Annotated in this window: 18 protein-coding genes and 1 riboswitch; of the genes, 10 read left to right on the top strand and 8 right to left on the bottom strand. The window is 54.3% G+C overall.

The genetic code is table 11. The features are described from left to right. The first annotated feature begins 4 nt into the window (after window positions 1-4). Window positions 5-235, top strand: coding sequence for a hypothetical protein (locus V5G20_RS23285; protein ID WP_003391004.1), 231 nt, complete (start codon window positions 5-7; stop codon window positions 233-235). Between the two features lie 217 nt (window positions 236-452). Here V5G20_RS23285 and V5G20_RS23280 read toward each other — a convergent pair whose 3' ends face one another. From V5G20_RS23280 to sspK, 5 genes are all read right to left on the bottom strand, one after another. Further along, a complete protein-coding gene (locus V5G20_RS23280) occupies window positions 453-1,799 on the bottom strand; it encodes a hemolysin family protein (protein WP_172920609.1) in 1,347 nt (448 codons plus the stop codon). 198 nt (window positions 1,800-1,997) lie between these two features. Next, the gene (locus tag V5G20_RS23275; protein WP_031932121.1) at window positions 1,998-3,116 is read right to left on the bottom strand and encodes a site-2 protease family protein; all 1,119 of its coding nucleotides are present in this window, start codon (window positions 3,114-3,116) and stop codon (window positions 1,998-2,000) included. Between the two features lie 119 nt (window positions 3,117-3,235). Beyond that, window positions 3,236-3,538 carry an iron-sulfur cluster biosynthesis family protein gene (locus tag V5G20_RS23270; RefSeq protein ID WP_003391010.1) on the bottom strand — a complete coding sequence of 101 codons (303 nt, stop codon included), beginning with the start codon at window positions 3,536-3,538 and terminating at the stop codon, window positions 3,236-3,238. A 149-nt stretch (window positions 3,539-3,687) separates the two neighbouring features. Beyond that, the gene (locus tag V5G20_RS23265; protein ID WP_003391012.1) at window positions 3,688-4,035 is read right to left on the bottom strand and encodes a DUF3905 domain-containing protein; all 348 of its coding nucleotides are present in this window, start codon (window positions 4,033-4,035) and stop codon (window positions 3,688-3,690) included. 22 nt (window positions 4,036-4,057) lie between these two features. Then, complete coding sequence (gene sspK, locus V5G20_RS23260) at window positions 4,058-4,189, bottom strand: small acid-soluble spore protein K (protein ID WP_003391014.1); 132 nt, start codon at window positions 4,187-4,189, stop codon at window positions 4,058-4,060. Window positions 4,190-4,275: 86 nt separating this feature from the next. Between sspK and V5G20_RS23255 the strand changes: the two genes are divergently transcribed. From V5G20_RS23255 to V5G20_RS23245, 3 genes are read left to right on the top strand one after another with little or no spacing between them, the layout of a single operon-like run. After that, the gene (locus tag V5G20_RS23255) at window positions 4,276-4,551 is read left to right on the top strand and encodes a YqkE family protein (RefSeq protein WP_003391016.1); all 276 of its coding nucleotides are present in this window, start codon (window positions 4,276-4,278) and stop codon (window positions 4,549-4,551) included. Then, on the top strand, window positions 4,551-4,697 hold the full coding sequence (locus V5G20_RS23250) for a hypothetical protein (protein ID WP_003391018.1): 147 nt from the start codon (window positions 4,551-4,553) through the stop codon (window positions 4,695-4,697). The genes V5G20_RS23255 and V5G20_RS23250 overlap by 1 nt, the downstream gene beginning before the upstream one ends. A gap of 54 nt (window positions 4,698-4,751) precedes the next feature. Next, window positions 4,752-4,937, top strand: coding sequence for a hypothetical protein (locus V5G20_RS23245; RefSeq protein WP_003391021.1), 186 nt, complete (start codon window positions 4,752-4,754; stop codon window positions 4,935-4,937). 132 nt (window positions 4,938-5,069) lie between these two features. Here the strand turns inward: V5G20_RS23245 and V5G20_RS23240 are convergent, their stop codons facing one another. From V5G20_RS23240 to V5G20_RS23230, 3 genes are read right to left on the bottom strand one after another with little or no spacing between them, the layout of a single operon-like run. Continuing rightward, window positions 5,070-6,257 carry an ABC transporter permease gene (locus tag V5G20_RS23240; protein WP_338462388.1) on the bottom strand — a complete coding sequence of 396 codons (1,188 nt, stop codon included), beginning with the start codon at window positions 6,255-6,257 and terminating at the stop codon, window positions 5,070-5,072. After that, window positions 6,254-6,973, bottom strand: coding sequence for an ABC transporter ATP-binding protein (locus tag V5G20_RS23235; RefSeq protein ID WP_024985396.1), 720 nt, complete (start codon window positions 6,971-6,973; stop codon window positions 6,254-6,256). The genes V5G20_RS23240 and V5G20_RS23235 overlap by 4 nt, the downstream gene beginning before the upstream one ends. A gap of 27 nt (window positions 6,974-7,000) precedes the next feature. After that, window positions 7,001-8,266 carry an efflux RND transporter periplasmic adaptor subunit gene (locus V5G20_RS23230; protein WP_031932122.1) on the bottom strand — a complete coding sequence of 422 codons (1,266 nt, stop codon included), beginning with the start codon at window positions 8,264-8,266 and terminating at the stop codon, window positions 7,001-7,003. 232 nt (window positions 8,267-8,498) lie between these two features. Between V5G20_RS23230 and V5G20_RS23225 the strand changes: the two genes are divergently transcribed. The 6 genes from V5G20_RS23225 (at window position 8,499) to V5G20_RS23200 (ending at window position 13,909) form a co-directional block, all read left to right on the top strand. Further along, window positions 8,499-9,860 carry a glucose-6-phosphate isomerase gene (locus tag V5G20_RS23225; RefSeq protein WP_003391031.1) on the top strand — a complete coding sequence of 454 codons (1,362 nt, stop codon included), beginning with the start codon at window positions 8,499-8,501 and terminating at the stop codon, window positions 9,858-9,860. Then, window positions 9,847-10,092: an excisionase family DNA-binding protein gene (locus V5G20_RS23220; RefSeq protein ID WP_003391033.1), complete on the top strand. Its 246-nt coding sequence runs from the start codon at window positions 9,847-9,849 to the stop codon at window positions 10,090-10,092. Before V5G20_RS23225 ends, V5G20_RS23220 begins: the two co-directional genes overlap by 14 nt. Before the next feature lie 61 nt (window positions 10,093-10,153). Then, window positions 10,154-10,266, top strand: a riboswitch (TPP riboswitch). Window positions 10,267-10,361: 95 nt separating this feature from the next. Further along, window positions 10,362-11,480, top strand: coding sequence for a glycine oxidase ThiO (gene thiO / locus V5G20_RS23215; protein WP_338462384.1), 1,119 nt, complete (start codon window positions 10,362-10,364; stop codon window positions 11,478-11,480). A 116-nt stretch (window positions 11,481-11,596) separates the two neighbouring features. Continuing rightward, window positions 11,597-12,691, top strand: a complete 1,095-nt coding sequence (locus tag V5G20_RS23210) for a hypothetical protein (protein WP_024985399.1) — start codon at window positions 11,597-11,599, stop codon at window positions 12,689-12,691. Window positions 12,692-12,880: 189 nt separating this feature from the next. Continuing rightward, on the top strand, window positions 12,881-13,282 hold the full coding sequence (locus tag V5G20_RS23205) for a YugN family protein (RefSeq protein WP_251237651.1): 402 nt from the start codon (window positions 12,881-12,883) through the stop codon (window positions 13,280-13,282). 177 nt (window positions 13,283-13,459) lie between these two features. Continuing rightward, entirely contained in the window at window positions 13,460-13,909 is a 450-nt protein-coding gene (locus tag V5G20_RS23200) for an NUDIX domain-containing protein (protein ID WP_003391040.1), read from the top strand. Window positions 13,910-13,955: the final 46 nt, after the last annotated feature.

The raw sequence follows: 13,955 nt of genomic DNA, 5'->3' as shown, positions 1-13,955 counted from the left end.
AACCATGCGATTGACATTGACAGGACACCCGTTTGGTCCAGACGAGACGGATGTGACATGGAAGCGCAAGAAAACAGTAGAGATCGCCGAAGTCGCTCGCGAGCAGTACGCCCAGGAGGCGGAGACCCTGCTGGACGAAGTGTTTCCCGAGGGACCGAGCGTCTTGAAATCAGCGGAAGGTGTACGGATTGTAGCGACGCGGAGAATCAACTTTGACGAACCGACTTTCGGCTGAGGACGAGGGAGCTCCCCTCGTTTTTTGTTGGCTGAAAGGCATGAATCCATCGCGGGTGCACGGTCATTGCGTGGTCCCGGAAAAAGAGAGACAGAATATACGGAAAGACAGAGAAAAAGCCGACAGCCCCAGAGGAGGGCGTCGGCTTTTTCAGCAATGTTGAATGATTGGCACTTATTTTATATGGTAACGCGATTGAACCATATCGTGGTCGCTGTTACACAGCGCTCATTTCCGGTTCTTCCTGTTTTTCGGCCTGCGGGCAGACCAGTTGTTTGATCGTGACCCGGGTGACGCGGTGGTTATCCATTTGAGCGACTGTGAACACGTGATCCTCAAGCTCGACGGACGCTCCGACGGCGATATCCTCTTCCAACTGGCTGTAGAGCCATCCTCCGACAGTATCGACGTCTTCGGAAACGAGCTCAAACGGCAAGTGGTCATTGAGTTCGCTCAGGAGCATTTTGCCTGCGACAGACAGGCCGTTTTCCAGCTTCTCAAGCTCAGGGCGTTCGTCGGTATCGAATTCGTCTTGAATGTCGCCGACGATTTCCTCCAAAATGTCCTCCATCGTCAACAGGCCGGCAGTGCCACCGTATTCATCGATGACGATCGCCATCTGCGAACGTTTTTTCTGCATCAGACGGAGCACATGGCTGATTTCCATCGATTCGGGAACAGTCAGCAAGGGACGAAGCATATCCTCCAGACGAGCGGTTTCATCCTGCAGGGCAGACAAGTAAAAGTCGGTCGCATGCACGAAACCGATCAGATTGTCCTTGTCCTCTGCGGCCACAGGGAAGCGGGTGTGACGCTCCGTGCTGATAATCTCCAGGTTTTCTTCAAACGTATTCGTCGTATATAGACACACCATATCGATCCGGGGGATCATGATCTCCCGTGCGAGGGTTTCCGAAAAATCAAATACGTGCTCCACGAGCGACAATTCTGTCTGATCGATATGGCCGCTCTGGTGGCTCTGGTTGACCAGCAAGCGAATCTCTTCTTCCGTATGGGCCGCTTCATGTTCGGATACCGGTTCCAGGCCTACCCATTTGAGCAGTCTGTTGGCGGTTCCGTTCAGCACCCAAATAGCCGGGTAAAGCAATTTATAGAAAAGCATCAATGGTGCAGCAACCCACAGCGAAGTTGTTTCTGCTTTTTGAATAGCGAGTGATTTCGGAGCGAGCTCACCGAGCACGATGTGCAGGAAGGTGATGATCGCAAACGCCACGCCGAAGGAAATCGTCGACACAAGGTAGGAAGGCAGCTGGTACGAACCGAGCAGCGGCTCCACGATCATGTGAGCGATCGCGGGTTCACCCACCCATCCGAGACCAAGCGATGCGAGCGTAATCCCTACCTGACAGGCAGACAAGTACGCGTCCAGCTTTTGTGTAACCTTCTGGGCAAAAGCGGCTCGCTTGTTCCCCTCGTTTACGAGCTGAGTCAAGCGTGTCTGCCGTACTTTGACGAGTGCGAATTCGGCGGCTACGAAAAAGCCATTCAACACAACCAGAAACAATACAAGCAGCAGGTTAAGCACTATCGGAATACTGTCCAAGCAAGAAGTCATCCTCTCTGGAATTATTTTGAATGTATACTACTATGGTACAGCCTTTTCCCTATTTGCTCAAAGGCGATTTCCGTCCATTGTGAGCAATTCACCCCCATTCCGACCGAAAAACGGCAGTAGGGTGTCCGGCTCACACGTTTTTGAGCGCTGGGGTGGCCAGAGAGGTCAAAACAGAGTTCTTTAGCCTCATCGAATCTGAAGCAGCTGCTGCGCGTAAACGAAAAAGACCGACAGAACGGCTGCCAATCCGAGATAGGCGGCCAGTACCTTCCACTTGGTAGAAGCGGGCGCCTCGTAATAGGTCGTCAGACGGTGCAGGAGCTCATCGATCTGGGCAATCCGTTCCCGGGCCTGTTTTTCGGCCTCGGTCAGCAGGCGGGAGGGAACAGGCTGCGTCCGTTCGTAGTCGTAGAATTCCATCGGTTCCCGCTCCCATTTGCGGAACAGCTCCCAGGTTTGTTCCGCGAACAATTTGTCCAGGCGTACCCGATCCTTGGCAAACCGTTTTTCGTCCTGCAAAAAGGGAATGGCAAAGCCTTCCGGTGCTTTCTTTTTAGCAGCCTCCAGATGTTTGGCGTTCAGGCTTTCCCGCGTTTCCCATGTCGATTCAAGCTGCGGCCAGCCGGCCATCGTCTCCAGCAGGGTGTGGAGCTTCTCTTTTTCGTATGCCAGCACCTGTTTTTTATACCCTTCCCGGGCGCGGTTCCACCAGGTAACCAGGCCGAGGATAAAGATAAAGACCATGATCGGTCCCGGTCTTGCAAACAGCATGGCTCCCAGTCCGATCAGTCCGATCAGCCAGATTTTTGTCGACAAGACGGAGACGATGCGTCCGCCGTCCAGCGGGGAGACCGGAAGCAGGTTGAACAGGTTCAACAGCGCCCCCAAATAAATCACCAATGCCCAAAACGGATCCTGTGTCCACCAGTACAGCGGCAGAGCGGGAAGAAAGGCTAGCATGCCTGCCAACGGCCCGCCGTAGGCCAGATACGCTTCGGTGCTCGCGTCCCGCGGATGATCCTTCATCGCAATAAAGGCACCGGCAAACGGAATAAAGACGGCCGGTGAGGTAGCAATTCCTTTTTGTCTCGCGGCAATCACATGGCCCATCTCATGGACAAAGATGAGGTAGACCAGCGCAGCGGCAAACTTCCAGCCGTAAAACATCGCATAAGCGCCGAGGCTGAGAGCCATCGACAAAAGCGTGGTTCCAAATTTGGAGAATTTCAACAAACCCAATACCCACTTGAGGTTGGTCAAGAGAAAAGCGCCGATGGCCAGCAGCGCCGACCTGGTTTTATTCATGCCATTTCCTCCTGTACGGTTTTCAAAGCTGCCCTCCGGGAAAAACGTGCATGTGCAAAAAGGAGGATAAGCAAAGTGCCGATCATCCTTTTCATACGTACAGAGCAGCGGAAAGTTTCCTATTCGTCCAGCAGACGAGGGTTGACAAAGGAGAAGCCGTACTCCCCGTATCTTCTGTCGTAGCGCAGCTCGCCGCCGTCAAAATACCAAAAATCGTTCGGGCGAATGACGAACCGCATCCCTTCTACTTCGAAAACAGCGTCGCCTGGCTCGACCTCGTCCTTTTCAATCGCGAAAAACAGGCCTCCTGTTCCCGGGCCTCCGGTGCGTACGTACAGCCGAAGTGTGTCTCCGGGACGAAAGTCGGCGTATTGCTGATAGGCGAGGGCGAATGCCGGTTGAATTTGCAGGTGAATACTCATGACGAGACTCCTCTCAAACATCTGTCTATCCGTCTAGTTTACCATTAGAAAACGCGGTTCCGCCAATTTCCGCCTGGAAAAAGGGAAAAACGCCGCTGGTGGTGGCGGCGTTTTCTTTGGTCCACGTTTGGACAGCTTCAAACGAATTCCTAATCTTTACCTTTGCTTACATCCAGTGTCGGGTGCATGAATCGGGCCCGATTGGGCGGAACGTCCTCAAGCAGCTCCCTGTTCTCCGTCGTGTTCCACCCGATGTCGTTGGTCGGATGGACCCAGCCGTCCCCAGCCATGACGGATGGGTCCGTGTCTGTGCTCCACTGGTTGAGCGGAGAATCCTCGGAGTTGTAGTAGCTGTCCCCGATGACCACACCGTGCTCGTTTACAAATGGCTTTTGCATGGTGCGGGAAGAGTCCTTGTAGTCGGGGGAGCTGATTTGATGGGGGAGCGTGCCGTCAAGGGACACGTCTTTTACCTCTTTGGAAGTATGATCAGCCATGCAGGTGCCCTCCTTGGTGGAGTTACCGGTTTTCTTTTAGTCTCTCTTGTGGTTCACTATTGATGGAGCCATCAGAACGAACGGCCTCCGACTGGGCTTTGGGACCGCGAATCTCGGCAGTTTTCCCGAAATCCTTAGCTTTGTTTCGTACCATTGTCTGCCCTCCTCTATTGTCACATGGGCTTAGTATGGCCCAATCGGGCAGATTCGATCATAGCATTGTGAAAGGAGCACGTATGTATGGCAAAGAAACAGCGCAAGCAAGAACGCCAGGCGCCGAAATTCGCCAAGGCGGAAACCCCTGAAAAAAACGGTGTGAACGTAAAGGAAATGTTGAGTGACGACGCGCTTGGAAAATTGAAGCAGCTGGAGCGCCAGATGAAGGAAGAACTGGAAAAAGCGGAGCAGGCAGCCGCCGAACGGAAGCGGCGTGAGCAAGAGGAGCGGGAGCGAAACAAAAGCTTTGGCGAGCTCCTGGAAGAGTATGAGAAAAAAGGCGGAGGCAAGTACAGCTGATGACCGAGGAAAAAAATCAGCGTGAAGGCCGGCCCGACACGTCAAAAAACGGCATGCTGAAGCGCCGGGAGCTTCACGTCAAGGACGATGCCGTCAAGGAGCGGGGCAGAGCAATCCTCTCCCGTCTGGGGAAGAAGAAAACATAAACAGGGATTTTTACTCCTCTTTTCCCATATAGCTAGTAGAAGGGGAAAGGGGGAATGACCGTGGGGACCATCCTGCTCTTTGTCAGTGTCATCTGTGTAACGGTGGGTACCTGGCGGTTGCTTCGCATCTACAAAGCGGGCAGACCCGGTGGAAAAGTGTTGTGGTGGGCGGTAGCCAGCTTCGGCATTACGCTGTTCTTTGTCCTGAAGCTCGTGGCGGATACCCCGACCTTGTCATGAGAAAGCTTTGATGGCCGATCCAGTCTTTGTGCCGGTTGAACGATGATACAGGTTGGCAGACGTAAAAAAGCAGCTGCTCAATCGTGAGGTGATTGATCAGCTGCTTTTCATGTTTGCAAGTAAAGTTAAAGTTTACTCGTAGCGCAGCGCCTCGATCGGATCAAGCTTGGCCGCTTTGTTTGCGGGGTACAATCCGAAAAAGATCCCGATGGCGCTGGAAAAGCCAAATGCGATGAAGATGCTGTTCCAGGACAACAGCGGCGGGAGCTGGGCGAAGTAAGAAACCAGCGCTGCGGCTCCGAGCCCGAGCAGTACCCCGATCAGGCCGCCGATCAGACAGACGATCAGCGATTCGATCAAAAACTGCATCAGGATATCCCGGCGGCGGGCCCCCAGTGCTTTGCGAATGCCGATTTCCCGCGTTCGTTCTGTAACGGAGACGAGCATGATGTTCATGACGCCGACTCCCCCTACGACCAGGGAAATGCCGGCGATGACGCTGAAAATAATCGTCAGCGTTCCGGTCAGCTGGTTGAACTGATTGACCTGCTCCTGCATGCTAAAGGAGCGGTAATGATTCTCCTTTTGATGCTTGCGGGACAAATATTGGGTAGCCTGCTTCATCGCGGCTTCGACCGACTCCTTGTCTTTTGCCTTTCCGATCAGCGTGCTGACAAAAGGCTCCTCTTGAAAACTCAGGTCGTAGCGGATCGGGATATAGGCGCCGCACGTTTGACTCATGTCAAAGCGGAACTTTTCTTCCTTGTAGGTGCCGATTACGACAAGCGAGTTGTCTCCCATCCGTACCCGCTGGCCGAGCGGGTTCATTTGTCCGAACAGCTTCCCTGCCAATTCATCCTCAAGCACGATGACGGCTCGAAGCTCCTTGTCGTCAGCTTCACTGAAGAAGCGTCCCTTGCTTATTTTTACCGTAGGCTGAATCTCCAGGTAGTGAGCGGTTGTCGAATAAATATTGACCCGCTCTTCCTTTTTCGGACCCTTCACGATCGAGTTGGATTGATTGTACGGGACGAGCCGCTCGATGTAGGGACTGATACGGCTCAAGGTTTCGGCGTCTTCCACCGTCAGGTCGTCATTGGAGTGCTCTTCCTTGCTCTCCCAATCGGTATAGATGTTAAAGCTGTTTTGCCCGAATTTCTCCATCTCGCTGGTGATGGCCCTCTGTCCGCCTTCGCCAAGCGTGTTAACGGCGATGACGGATGTGATCCCGATAATGATGCCGAGCATGGTCAGTCCGGAGCGCATTTTGTTGGCCCAGATGCCATCGATGGCGGTACGCAGCGCTTCCCAAAAATTCATGTCAGAATCACCTCATCGGACGGGACGGCGGTCAGGCGCTCTTCCACGCGCTCGTCCTTCATAATGACACCGTCCTTGAAGGTGACGATGCGCTCTGCATGCTGGGCGATATCCAGCTCGTGCGTAACGAGAATGATCGTTACACCCTGCTCATGCAGCTCCTGAAACATGGCCATGATCTCCGTACCGGAGCGGCTGTCCAGATTTCCCGTAGGTTCGTCTGCAAGCAAAATGGCTGGCCGGTTTACGAGCGCACGGGCAATTGCCACCCGCTGCTTCTGTCCGCCGGAGAGCTGTGTCGGCCTGTGGTTCATCCGCTCGCCCAACCCGACTCGCTTCAATGCTTCCATCGCCCGCTTTCTTCGTTCGGAGCGGCTGATGCCCGCGTACATCATCGGCAGTTCGACATTATGCAAGGAAGTGGAGCGAGGCAGCAGATTGAACGATTGAAACACAAAGCCGATTTTCTGGTTGCGGACGAGAGCAAGCTGCTGGTCGTTCTGCTTGCTGACCTCGATGCCGTCCAGCACGTAGGTTCCTGAATCCGGCCGGTCGAGACATCCGAGCATGTTCATGAAGGTTGATTTTCCGGAGCCGGACGGTCCCATGATGGCGACAAATTCCCCTTTTTCCACGGAGAGGTTTACCCCTCGCAATATGGGCAGTTCCGAATCGCCCGTCCTATATGTTTTCGTCAGGCCTTCCACGTAAAGCATGGGCCGACCTCCTTTTTTGCAAAGTAGTTACATTCCTGCCATGGGGGACGGGGTGACCGGCGCATTCTCCTGGATCGCATCCAGAGGACTCAGGATGATTTGCTCATTGCCGGTTAGTCCCGACTTGATCTGGGAGGAAAGCTCATTTTCCATGCCGACCTCGACGTTTACCTTCTTGGCCGTGCCATTGTCGGCTACCCAGACAAATGTGCTGCCGTCCGCCTCCTGTTGAATCGCTTCGATCGGCACCTGCATGGCATTGTCGATTTTCTCCGTCAGGATATTGATGTCGACGTGAAACCCGGGCTTGAGAGCCGAGACGTCGCCATCAGGCTGGAGAGTGACTTTGACGCGTGTTTTTTCACCTTGCCCGGAGCTGTTTTGCGTGGTTACGGCAATCGGGGAGATTCGCACCACTTTGGCATTCAGCTTCTGCTTTCCAAGAGAGCTGCCCTCGATGACTGCCGATTGACCGAGCTTTATTTTGCTTACGTCGGACTCGCTGATATCGGCCTGGATGAGCAGGTTGTTCAGGTTCGCGAGTGTAAAGATCTCCGTTCCTTTGTTTACGTACTGGCCGTTGTCTGCAGCCAGGCTGATGACGGTGCCGTTTTCGGGAGCGACCAACACGCTTTGGGTGCGCTCCTTCTCCAGTTGCGCCTTCTCCACCTGAAGCTTGTTGATTTGCGCTTGCAGAGAAGCGAGCTCCTCTTTGCGCGGTCCCTTTTGCTTCAATGCCAGCTGCTGCTTGGAGACGTTCAGTGACGAGAGCGTAGAATCGAGCTGGCTTTTTGCCTTGTCCACCTCTTGCTGCGTAGTGGCCCCGGATGCGAACAGCTGCTGCAGCCGATCGTATTCCTTTTGAGCGGCATCGTGCTCGCGCTGGGCTTGGGCGACCCGTTCTTTTTCCTGTGCCAGCTCTTCCGGTTCATTTCCTGCTTGCGCTTTGGACAGATTCGCTCGTGCCAGTTCAATCTGTGCGTCCAGCTCCAGGAGTCGGCTCTCTACGTCAGAGGTGTCAATCTTCCCGATAACCTGCCCTTTTTTAACGAGATCGCCTTCTTTGACGGAGAATTCACGCAGCGTCCCGTTCACATTTGCGTACACCCTGTATTTATCCTCCACGACTACACTGCCGGAGGTCAGGATGCGGCTTTCCAGCGCAGATGTGGCTACTGTCCCGATCTGGACAGGCATGCCCATCGCCTGACCGGGACTCAAAAGATTTACGCTAACGGTTCCGATCACCAGTACGGCGGCGACGGACCCGATCATCCACCATCGTTTTTTCATGTCTTCTAATCCCCTTGCCAAATAATGTATACCTTCTTTACGAAACTGTTTTACGGGGGGCAAGTAAAAAAGTAACAAGGTAACCTTTTTGTTCATGGAATGTTCACAATTTCACAAAACCATGGGAGCAGGGAGAAGTGAAGGAAAAATGGGGCGCTGTCTTTGTCGAACCCTTGCCCGGCCGAAGCGATAAGATGTAGGGAGCATAGCAGGATTTCCAAGGGAGGGAGCTATGAACCAGACGCTTCGTTTTGACTACTCCCATGCGTGCAAATTTTTCGAGCAGACAGATTTAGACCAGCTAGCTCCTGAAGTATTGCGCTCGCACATACAGCTCCATCAGGGGACGGGAGCAGGGAGCGAGCTTCGCGGCTGGCTGGACTTGCCGATCAAATGCGAGAAAAGTGAACGGGAACGTATCGTCCAGGCAGCGACGAGAATCCAGGAGAATTCGGATGTGCTCTTGGTCATCGGCATTGGCGGGTCGTATCTTGGAGCCAAGGCAGCGCTGGAGATGCTCGGGCATCACTTCACCAATCTTCTGCCTGCGGGCAAACGACGGGTACCGGAGATTTATTTTGTCGGCAACAACATCAGTCCGGTCTACCTCGCTCATCTTCTGGAGCTGCTGGAGGGAAAAGAAGTCTCTTTGAATGTCATTTCCAAATCGGGAACGACAATGGAACCGGCTATCGCTTTTCGCCTGTTTCGGAGCTGGATGGAGAAAAAGTACGGACGACCAAAAGCCCGCAGCCGGATTTACGCTACGACAGACAGAGCGAAGGGAGCGCTCCGCCAGCTTGCCGAGAGCGAGGGGTATGAGACCTTTGTCATTCCCGAGGATGTGGGCGGACGCTTTTCGATTCTTACTCCCGTCGGTCTTTTGCCGATCGCTGTCGGCGGAATCGATATGGATGAGCTGATGCAAGGAGCGGCAGATGCCAGAGAGCGGTTTTTGTCGCCGGTGCTGGCAGACAATCCTTGCTACCAATATGCCGCTGTCCGCAATATTCTGTATCGAAGGGGCAAGCTGATTGAAGTGCTGGTCGGCTACGAACCCCGGTTCCGTTTTTTCGCGGAATGGTGGAAGCAGCTCTTTGCCGAGTCGGAAGGGAAGGACAACAAGGGGATTTTTCCTGTATCCGCAGAGTATTCAACCGATCTCCACTCCATCGGCCAATATCTGCAAAGCGGAACACGGCACTTGTTTGAAACCGTCTTGACCGTGCATAAATCTGACGTTGACGTCACCATCGGAGACGACCCGGCCAATCTGGACGGCTTGCAGTATCTCTCTGGAAAAGGGATGGATTTCGTCCGCCAAAAGGTGCTGCAGGGAGCGATGCTGGCCCACGTAGATGGGGGTGTTCCGAATCTCGTAGTGGAAATTCCCCGGCTGACAGCGTATCATTTTGGTGAGCTGGTGTATTTTTTTGAAAAAGCCTGTGCGATCAGCGGCTACCTCTTGGGGGTCAATCCGTTTGACCAGCCCGGGGTAGAGGCCTACAAAGCCAACATGTTTGCATTGCTCGGGCGGCCCGGCTTTGAAAAAATGAAAGAAGAATTGGAAGCGAGAATTCGTGGAGACGACTAAAACCTACCTGACTGTAGCCGAAACATCCGAGTATCTGGAATTGCCGGAGACGTTCATTCTGGAAAAAATCCGCGAAGGGCGAATCCGTGCCGTTCACAACGGGGAAGAGTATCTGATCAACAAGGAGCAGTTTCAGCATCATCTGGAACAGATCCGAAAGCTCCGGGAGTTTGAGGATGAACAGAAGCATGAGCCGATCCCGGAGAGCTACGACGTGAAGGACGAAGATTAAGTTCAGCCCTTGTCAGATTTGCGGCCAGAGGACTATACTGAAGAAGACAACTGATAGAATGAAAAGTAACTGGGGGAGTCCATCTTGCTGGGCTGAGAGGACGGAAGCGATGACCGTCGACCCTTTGCACCTGATCCAGATCATGCTGGCGCAGGGAAGTGGTTACAGGCGGATATTTTTTCGCCCGTTGATGCGTTGGATGCGTGTTGTGCCCACCTTTTCCTGCCGGAGAGGGTGGGCTTTTCCATTTGATAAGGAGAGGAAGCAGCATGACCGACTGTTTACTTGTTGGCGGAGGCATCATCGGACTCAGTCTCGCCTATGAATTGTCCTGTAGAGGAATGGCCGTGACTGTAGTGGAGCAAGGAGAATGGGGAGGCCAGGCTTCATCGGCAGCAGCGGGAATGCTGGCGCCGCTGAAGGAATTTTCGCAGCCAGGGCCGATGCTGGAGCTGGGCATGAAGTCGCTGGAGCTCTATCCGAAATGGGCAGAGGAGCTGGAAGCGAGGACAGGCATTGACGTGCAGGCGTGCAAATCCGGACTGCTGACAGTAGCTCTTACCGAGCCGGAGTCGGGCGCGTTGCTGGAAAAATACAAGTGGCAAAAGGCATCGGGCTATGCGGTTGAGTGGATGACAGGGGAAGAGATGCGGAGAGTCGAGCCGCTCTTGACCGAGCAGGCGATCGCGGGGATCTACTCGCCTGAAGAAGGGCACATCAACAACCGCATGCTGCTGAATGCTCTGGTAGCCGCTTGCAAAAAAATGGGAGCGACGCTTCTTTCCGGCTCTGTTGTAACCGGAATGGCAAAAGAAGGGGGCAGGATCGTCGGTGTAGAAACGACCACGGGGCCTCTGCGAGCCGGGCATACCGTGATCGCATCTGGCGCATGGGCCGGGATTATGGCCGAATGGCTCCATTTTGCTGTGCCCGTCAGACCGGTACGCGGGCAGGTGGCATCGGTATCGTCCAGCGGAATCCCTTTGCGTACCGTCATCTTCGGCACATCCGGGTACATCACGCCCAAGCTGGATGGGAAGATCGTCCTTGGAGCGACCGAGGATGAAGCGGGCTTTCAGCGGCATGTCACGCTGAGCGGTCTTGCGAAAGTATTGGACGGTGTGATGCCGTATGTGCCCGCTCTGCATTCAGCAGCCTTCCAGCAGGCGTGGGCAGGCTTGCGTCCCGCTACAGCAGACAGCATGCCGCTGCTTGGACCCGTACCGGGATGGCAGGGCGTTTCCATTGCGGGCGGCCACTTTCGGAACGGCATTTTGCTTTCTCCGGTCACAGCAAAGGTGATGGCGGATTATGTGGAGAGCGGACGCGAAGATGCGCTGCAACCCTTTTTGCCATCCCGGTTCCTCGGGTCGACAACAAACAGATAAGGCTCATGGGTACGGCCTGATCGGAAAATGGGCTGGTCCCCTCTGGAAAATAGACACCTCCCCATAGGCTGGCGTATATGGTAATAAAGAAACACCAGAGGGGAGGAGTCAAATAGATGGAGGAGTCTAAGAAGCAATTGTTTCATGTTGACACTGCCGCTGTCAGCATGATCAAGGATATCCGCCATACGGTCCAAAACGTTTGCCAGGAGCATGCCCGGCAAAAGGTTCGGATCGAAGCGCTGGATGGACAGATATACGAAGGAGAGATCGTAGACTGGGACAACGACCACGTCTATCTGGAAGTCGAAGAAGAGGTGGATGACGACGAGGCGGAGGAAGTAGACTGGGATGGCTATGAGCTGGATGTAGAGCAAGTGTCCTACAGTTCCCCGTACGACCCGGCCGATCCCAATATGCGTCCGCCCTTTACAGCGGTCAGCCCATTTGCGAGCGGAGGGCCGAACGCCCGTCCGTATCCCGGAGTCAGCCCGTATACAGCAGTCAGTCCATATGCAACGGGACCCAATTCCCGACCGCATCCGGGGGTTAGTCCATATACAGCAGTCAGTCCATATGCAACGGGGCCCAACGCCCGACCGTATCCAGGGGTTAGCCCGTATACGGCGGTAAGCCCGTATGAAACAGGGCCCAACAGTCGTCCTTATCCTGGCGTAAGTCCGTATACAGCAGTCAGTCCATTCGCGACGGGACCGAACGCCCGTCCGTATCCCGGAATGATGCCTTATTCTGAGGTCAGCCCCTACACAGCTGTTTCTCCGGAAAGTGTCACAAGACCATTCCCTTTTGTACAGTCCTTTGTACAGTCTTTCATACAGCCGCCTGTACAGCCTTATTGCATACCGTGCGTTCCCTTGGTGGCGCCATTAGAAAGACCGACACGGGTAAGTCCGGCGGAAACGGAAAAACCGAAAGATCAAAGGGTCAGTCCGGCCGAGGATGTCCGCCCGGGTGTCAGTCCTTTCCCGCCATATCCACCGTACCCTCCGTACCCATTTCCTCCGTATCCGCCATTTCCGCCGTACAGACCGATCGCACCAGCTCCGCCGCCACCGCCGCCACCCGTACCATGTCCGCCCGTCGTAAAAACGTTGGAATCATCCTGCGTGGCACCGATTCCACGTCGCCGCTGCCGGAAAAGAGTCATTCCTTTGACGCTGTTCTCTCTGCTGTCCATCGCGCTGATCTAGGCGAGTGTACAGGTGTGGGCATCCAAGTGCAAAAAGCCTCCAGGCAAAGCCGCCTTGAGGCTTTTTTTGGTCCAACTGAGGCTGCGCCATAAAGCCTGGCAAAGCCAGGTTTTCCAAACGTCCTTCAATGACTACTTCTCCCCCATTTGTCACACACTAACGGCAAAATGTCGGAAAGGCAGGGATTGGATGCAAACCATTCAAAGCAGTTTGCCGGGAACGAGAGGGACGTATGGTTTTTTTCGGGAAGCTCTGGAGCCGGACGGCTTTACCTTGGCAAACTGGGATTACAATGCGGGTTATTTGGATAAAAAGCTGGACGAAGCGGGCATGGTCTTTCTGCGGATTCCCGTTCGGGTGCAGGAGGGCGAGCTGGACAGCGAAGACGCCTGGCTGGAGCTCGGAACGCCGTTTGTCCTGAAGCACGTCTACCGAGAGGGGATTGAATCGGACATCGGCTACTACTCTGCCGTTGCGTCTGCGGCCATGAATCAATTTCAGGAGCCGGTAGACAAGGATGCCGCAGTCGATGAGCACTGGATGCGAAAAGCGGAAGCCATGGTAAGGGAATTGGAAAGAAGATTTGCGTGAATCGCAGACATGCGGCGGGCCATCGACACGATTGGCCCGTTTTCTTGTTCGATGTGACGATTTCTCCAAGGGCCCGACGTTTTTTGTTGCTTCTGTCCGCATAGCAGGGAGAAGAAAGGTAATGTAAAATGGTGACAGATGAAAGCAAGTTTTCAAAGACAGGGAGTGTGGAGGACCGTGGCATGGTATCATTCGCTGCTTAGATGGTACTGGCGTCTCAGAAAGCCTCTGACACTGGGAGTGCGCATCATCGTGACAGACAGGGACAAGGGTGTACTGCTGGTTCGCCACACCTATGTCCAGGGATGGTACTTGCCAGGGGGAGGTGTCGAGCGAGGGGAATCATTTGCCGATGCGGCGAGACGCGAGCTGTGGGAAGAGTGCCGCGCAGAAGCAGAGTCGCTGTCGCTATGCCATTTGTATTACAGCGAAAGAGAAGGAAAACGGGATTACATTGCCCTTTTTCATGTCGGGGAATACCGTTTGCACGAACGCGACACGAGTGACCCCGAGGTAGAGGAAATGCGCTTTTTTACGTGGGATGGGCTTCCCGAGGAGCTGACGCCGGCGACAAAACGGCGGCTTCAGGAATTTTGCCGACAGCAATACACGACAGACCGATGGTAAAGCTGGAAAGAACATGCATCCCGGCATCAGCTGTGATATAGTGATA

It is taken from the genome of Brevibacillus borstelensis, from assembly GCF_036700025.1.
GTDB lineage: Bacteria > Bacillota > Bacilli > Brevibacillales > Brevibacillaceae > Brevibacillus > Brevibacillus borstelensis.
Note: the sequence above shows the minus strand (reverse complement) of the source record. Positions and strands in the feature narration are given on the sequence as shown.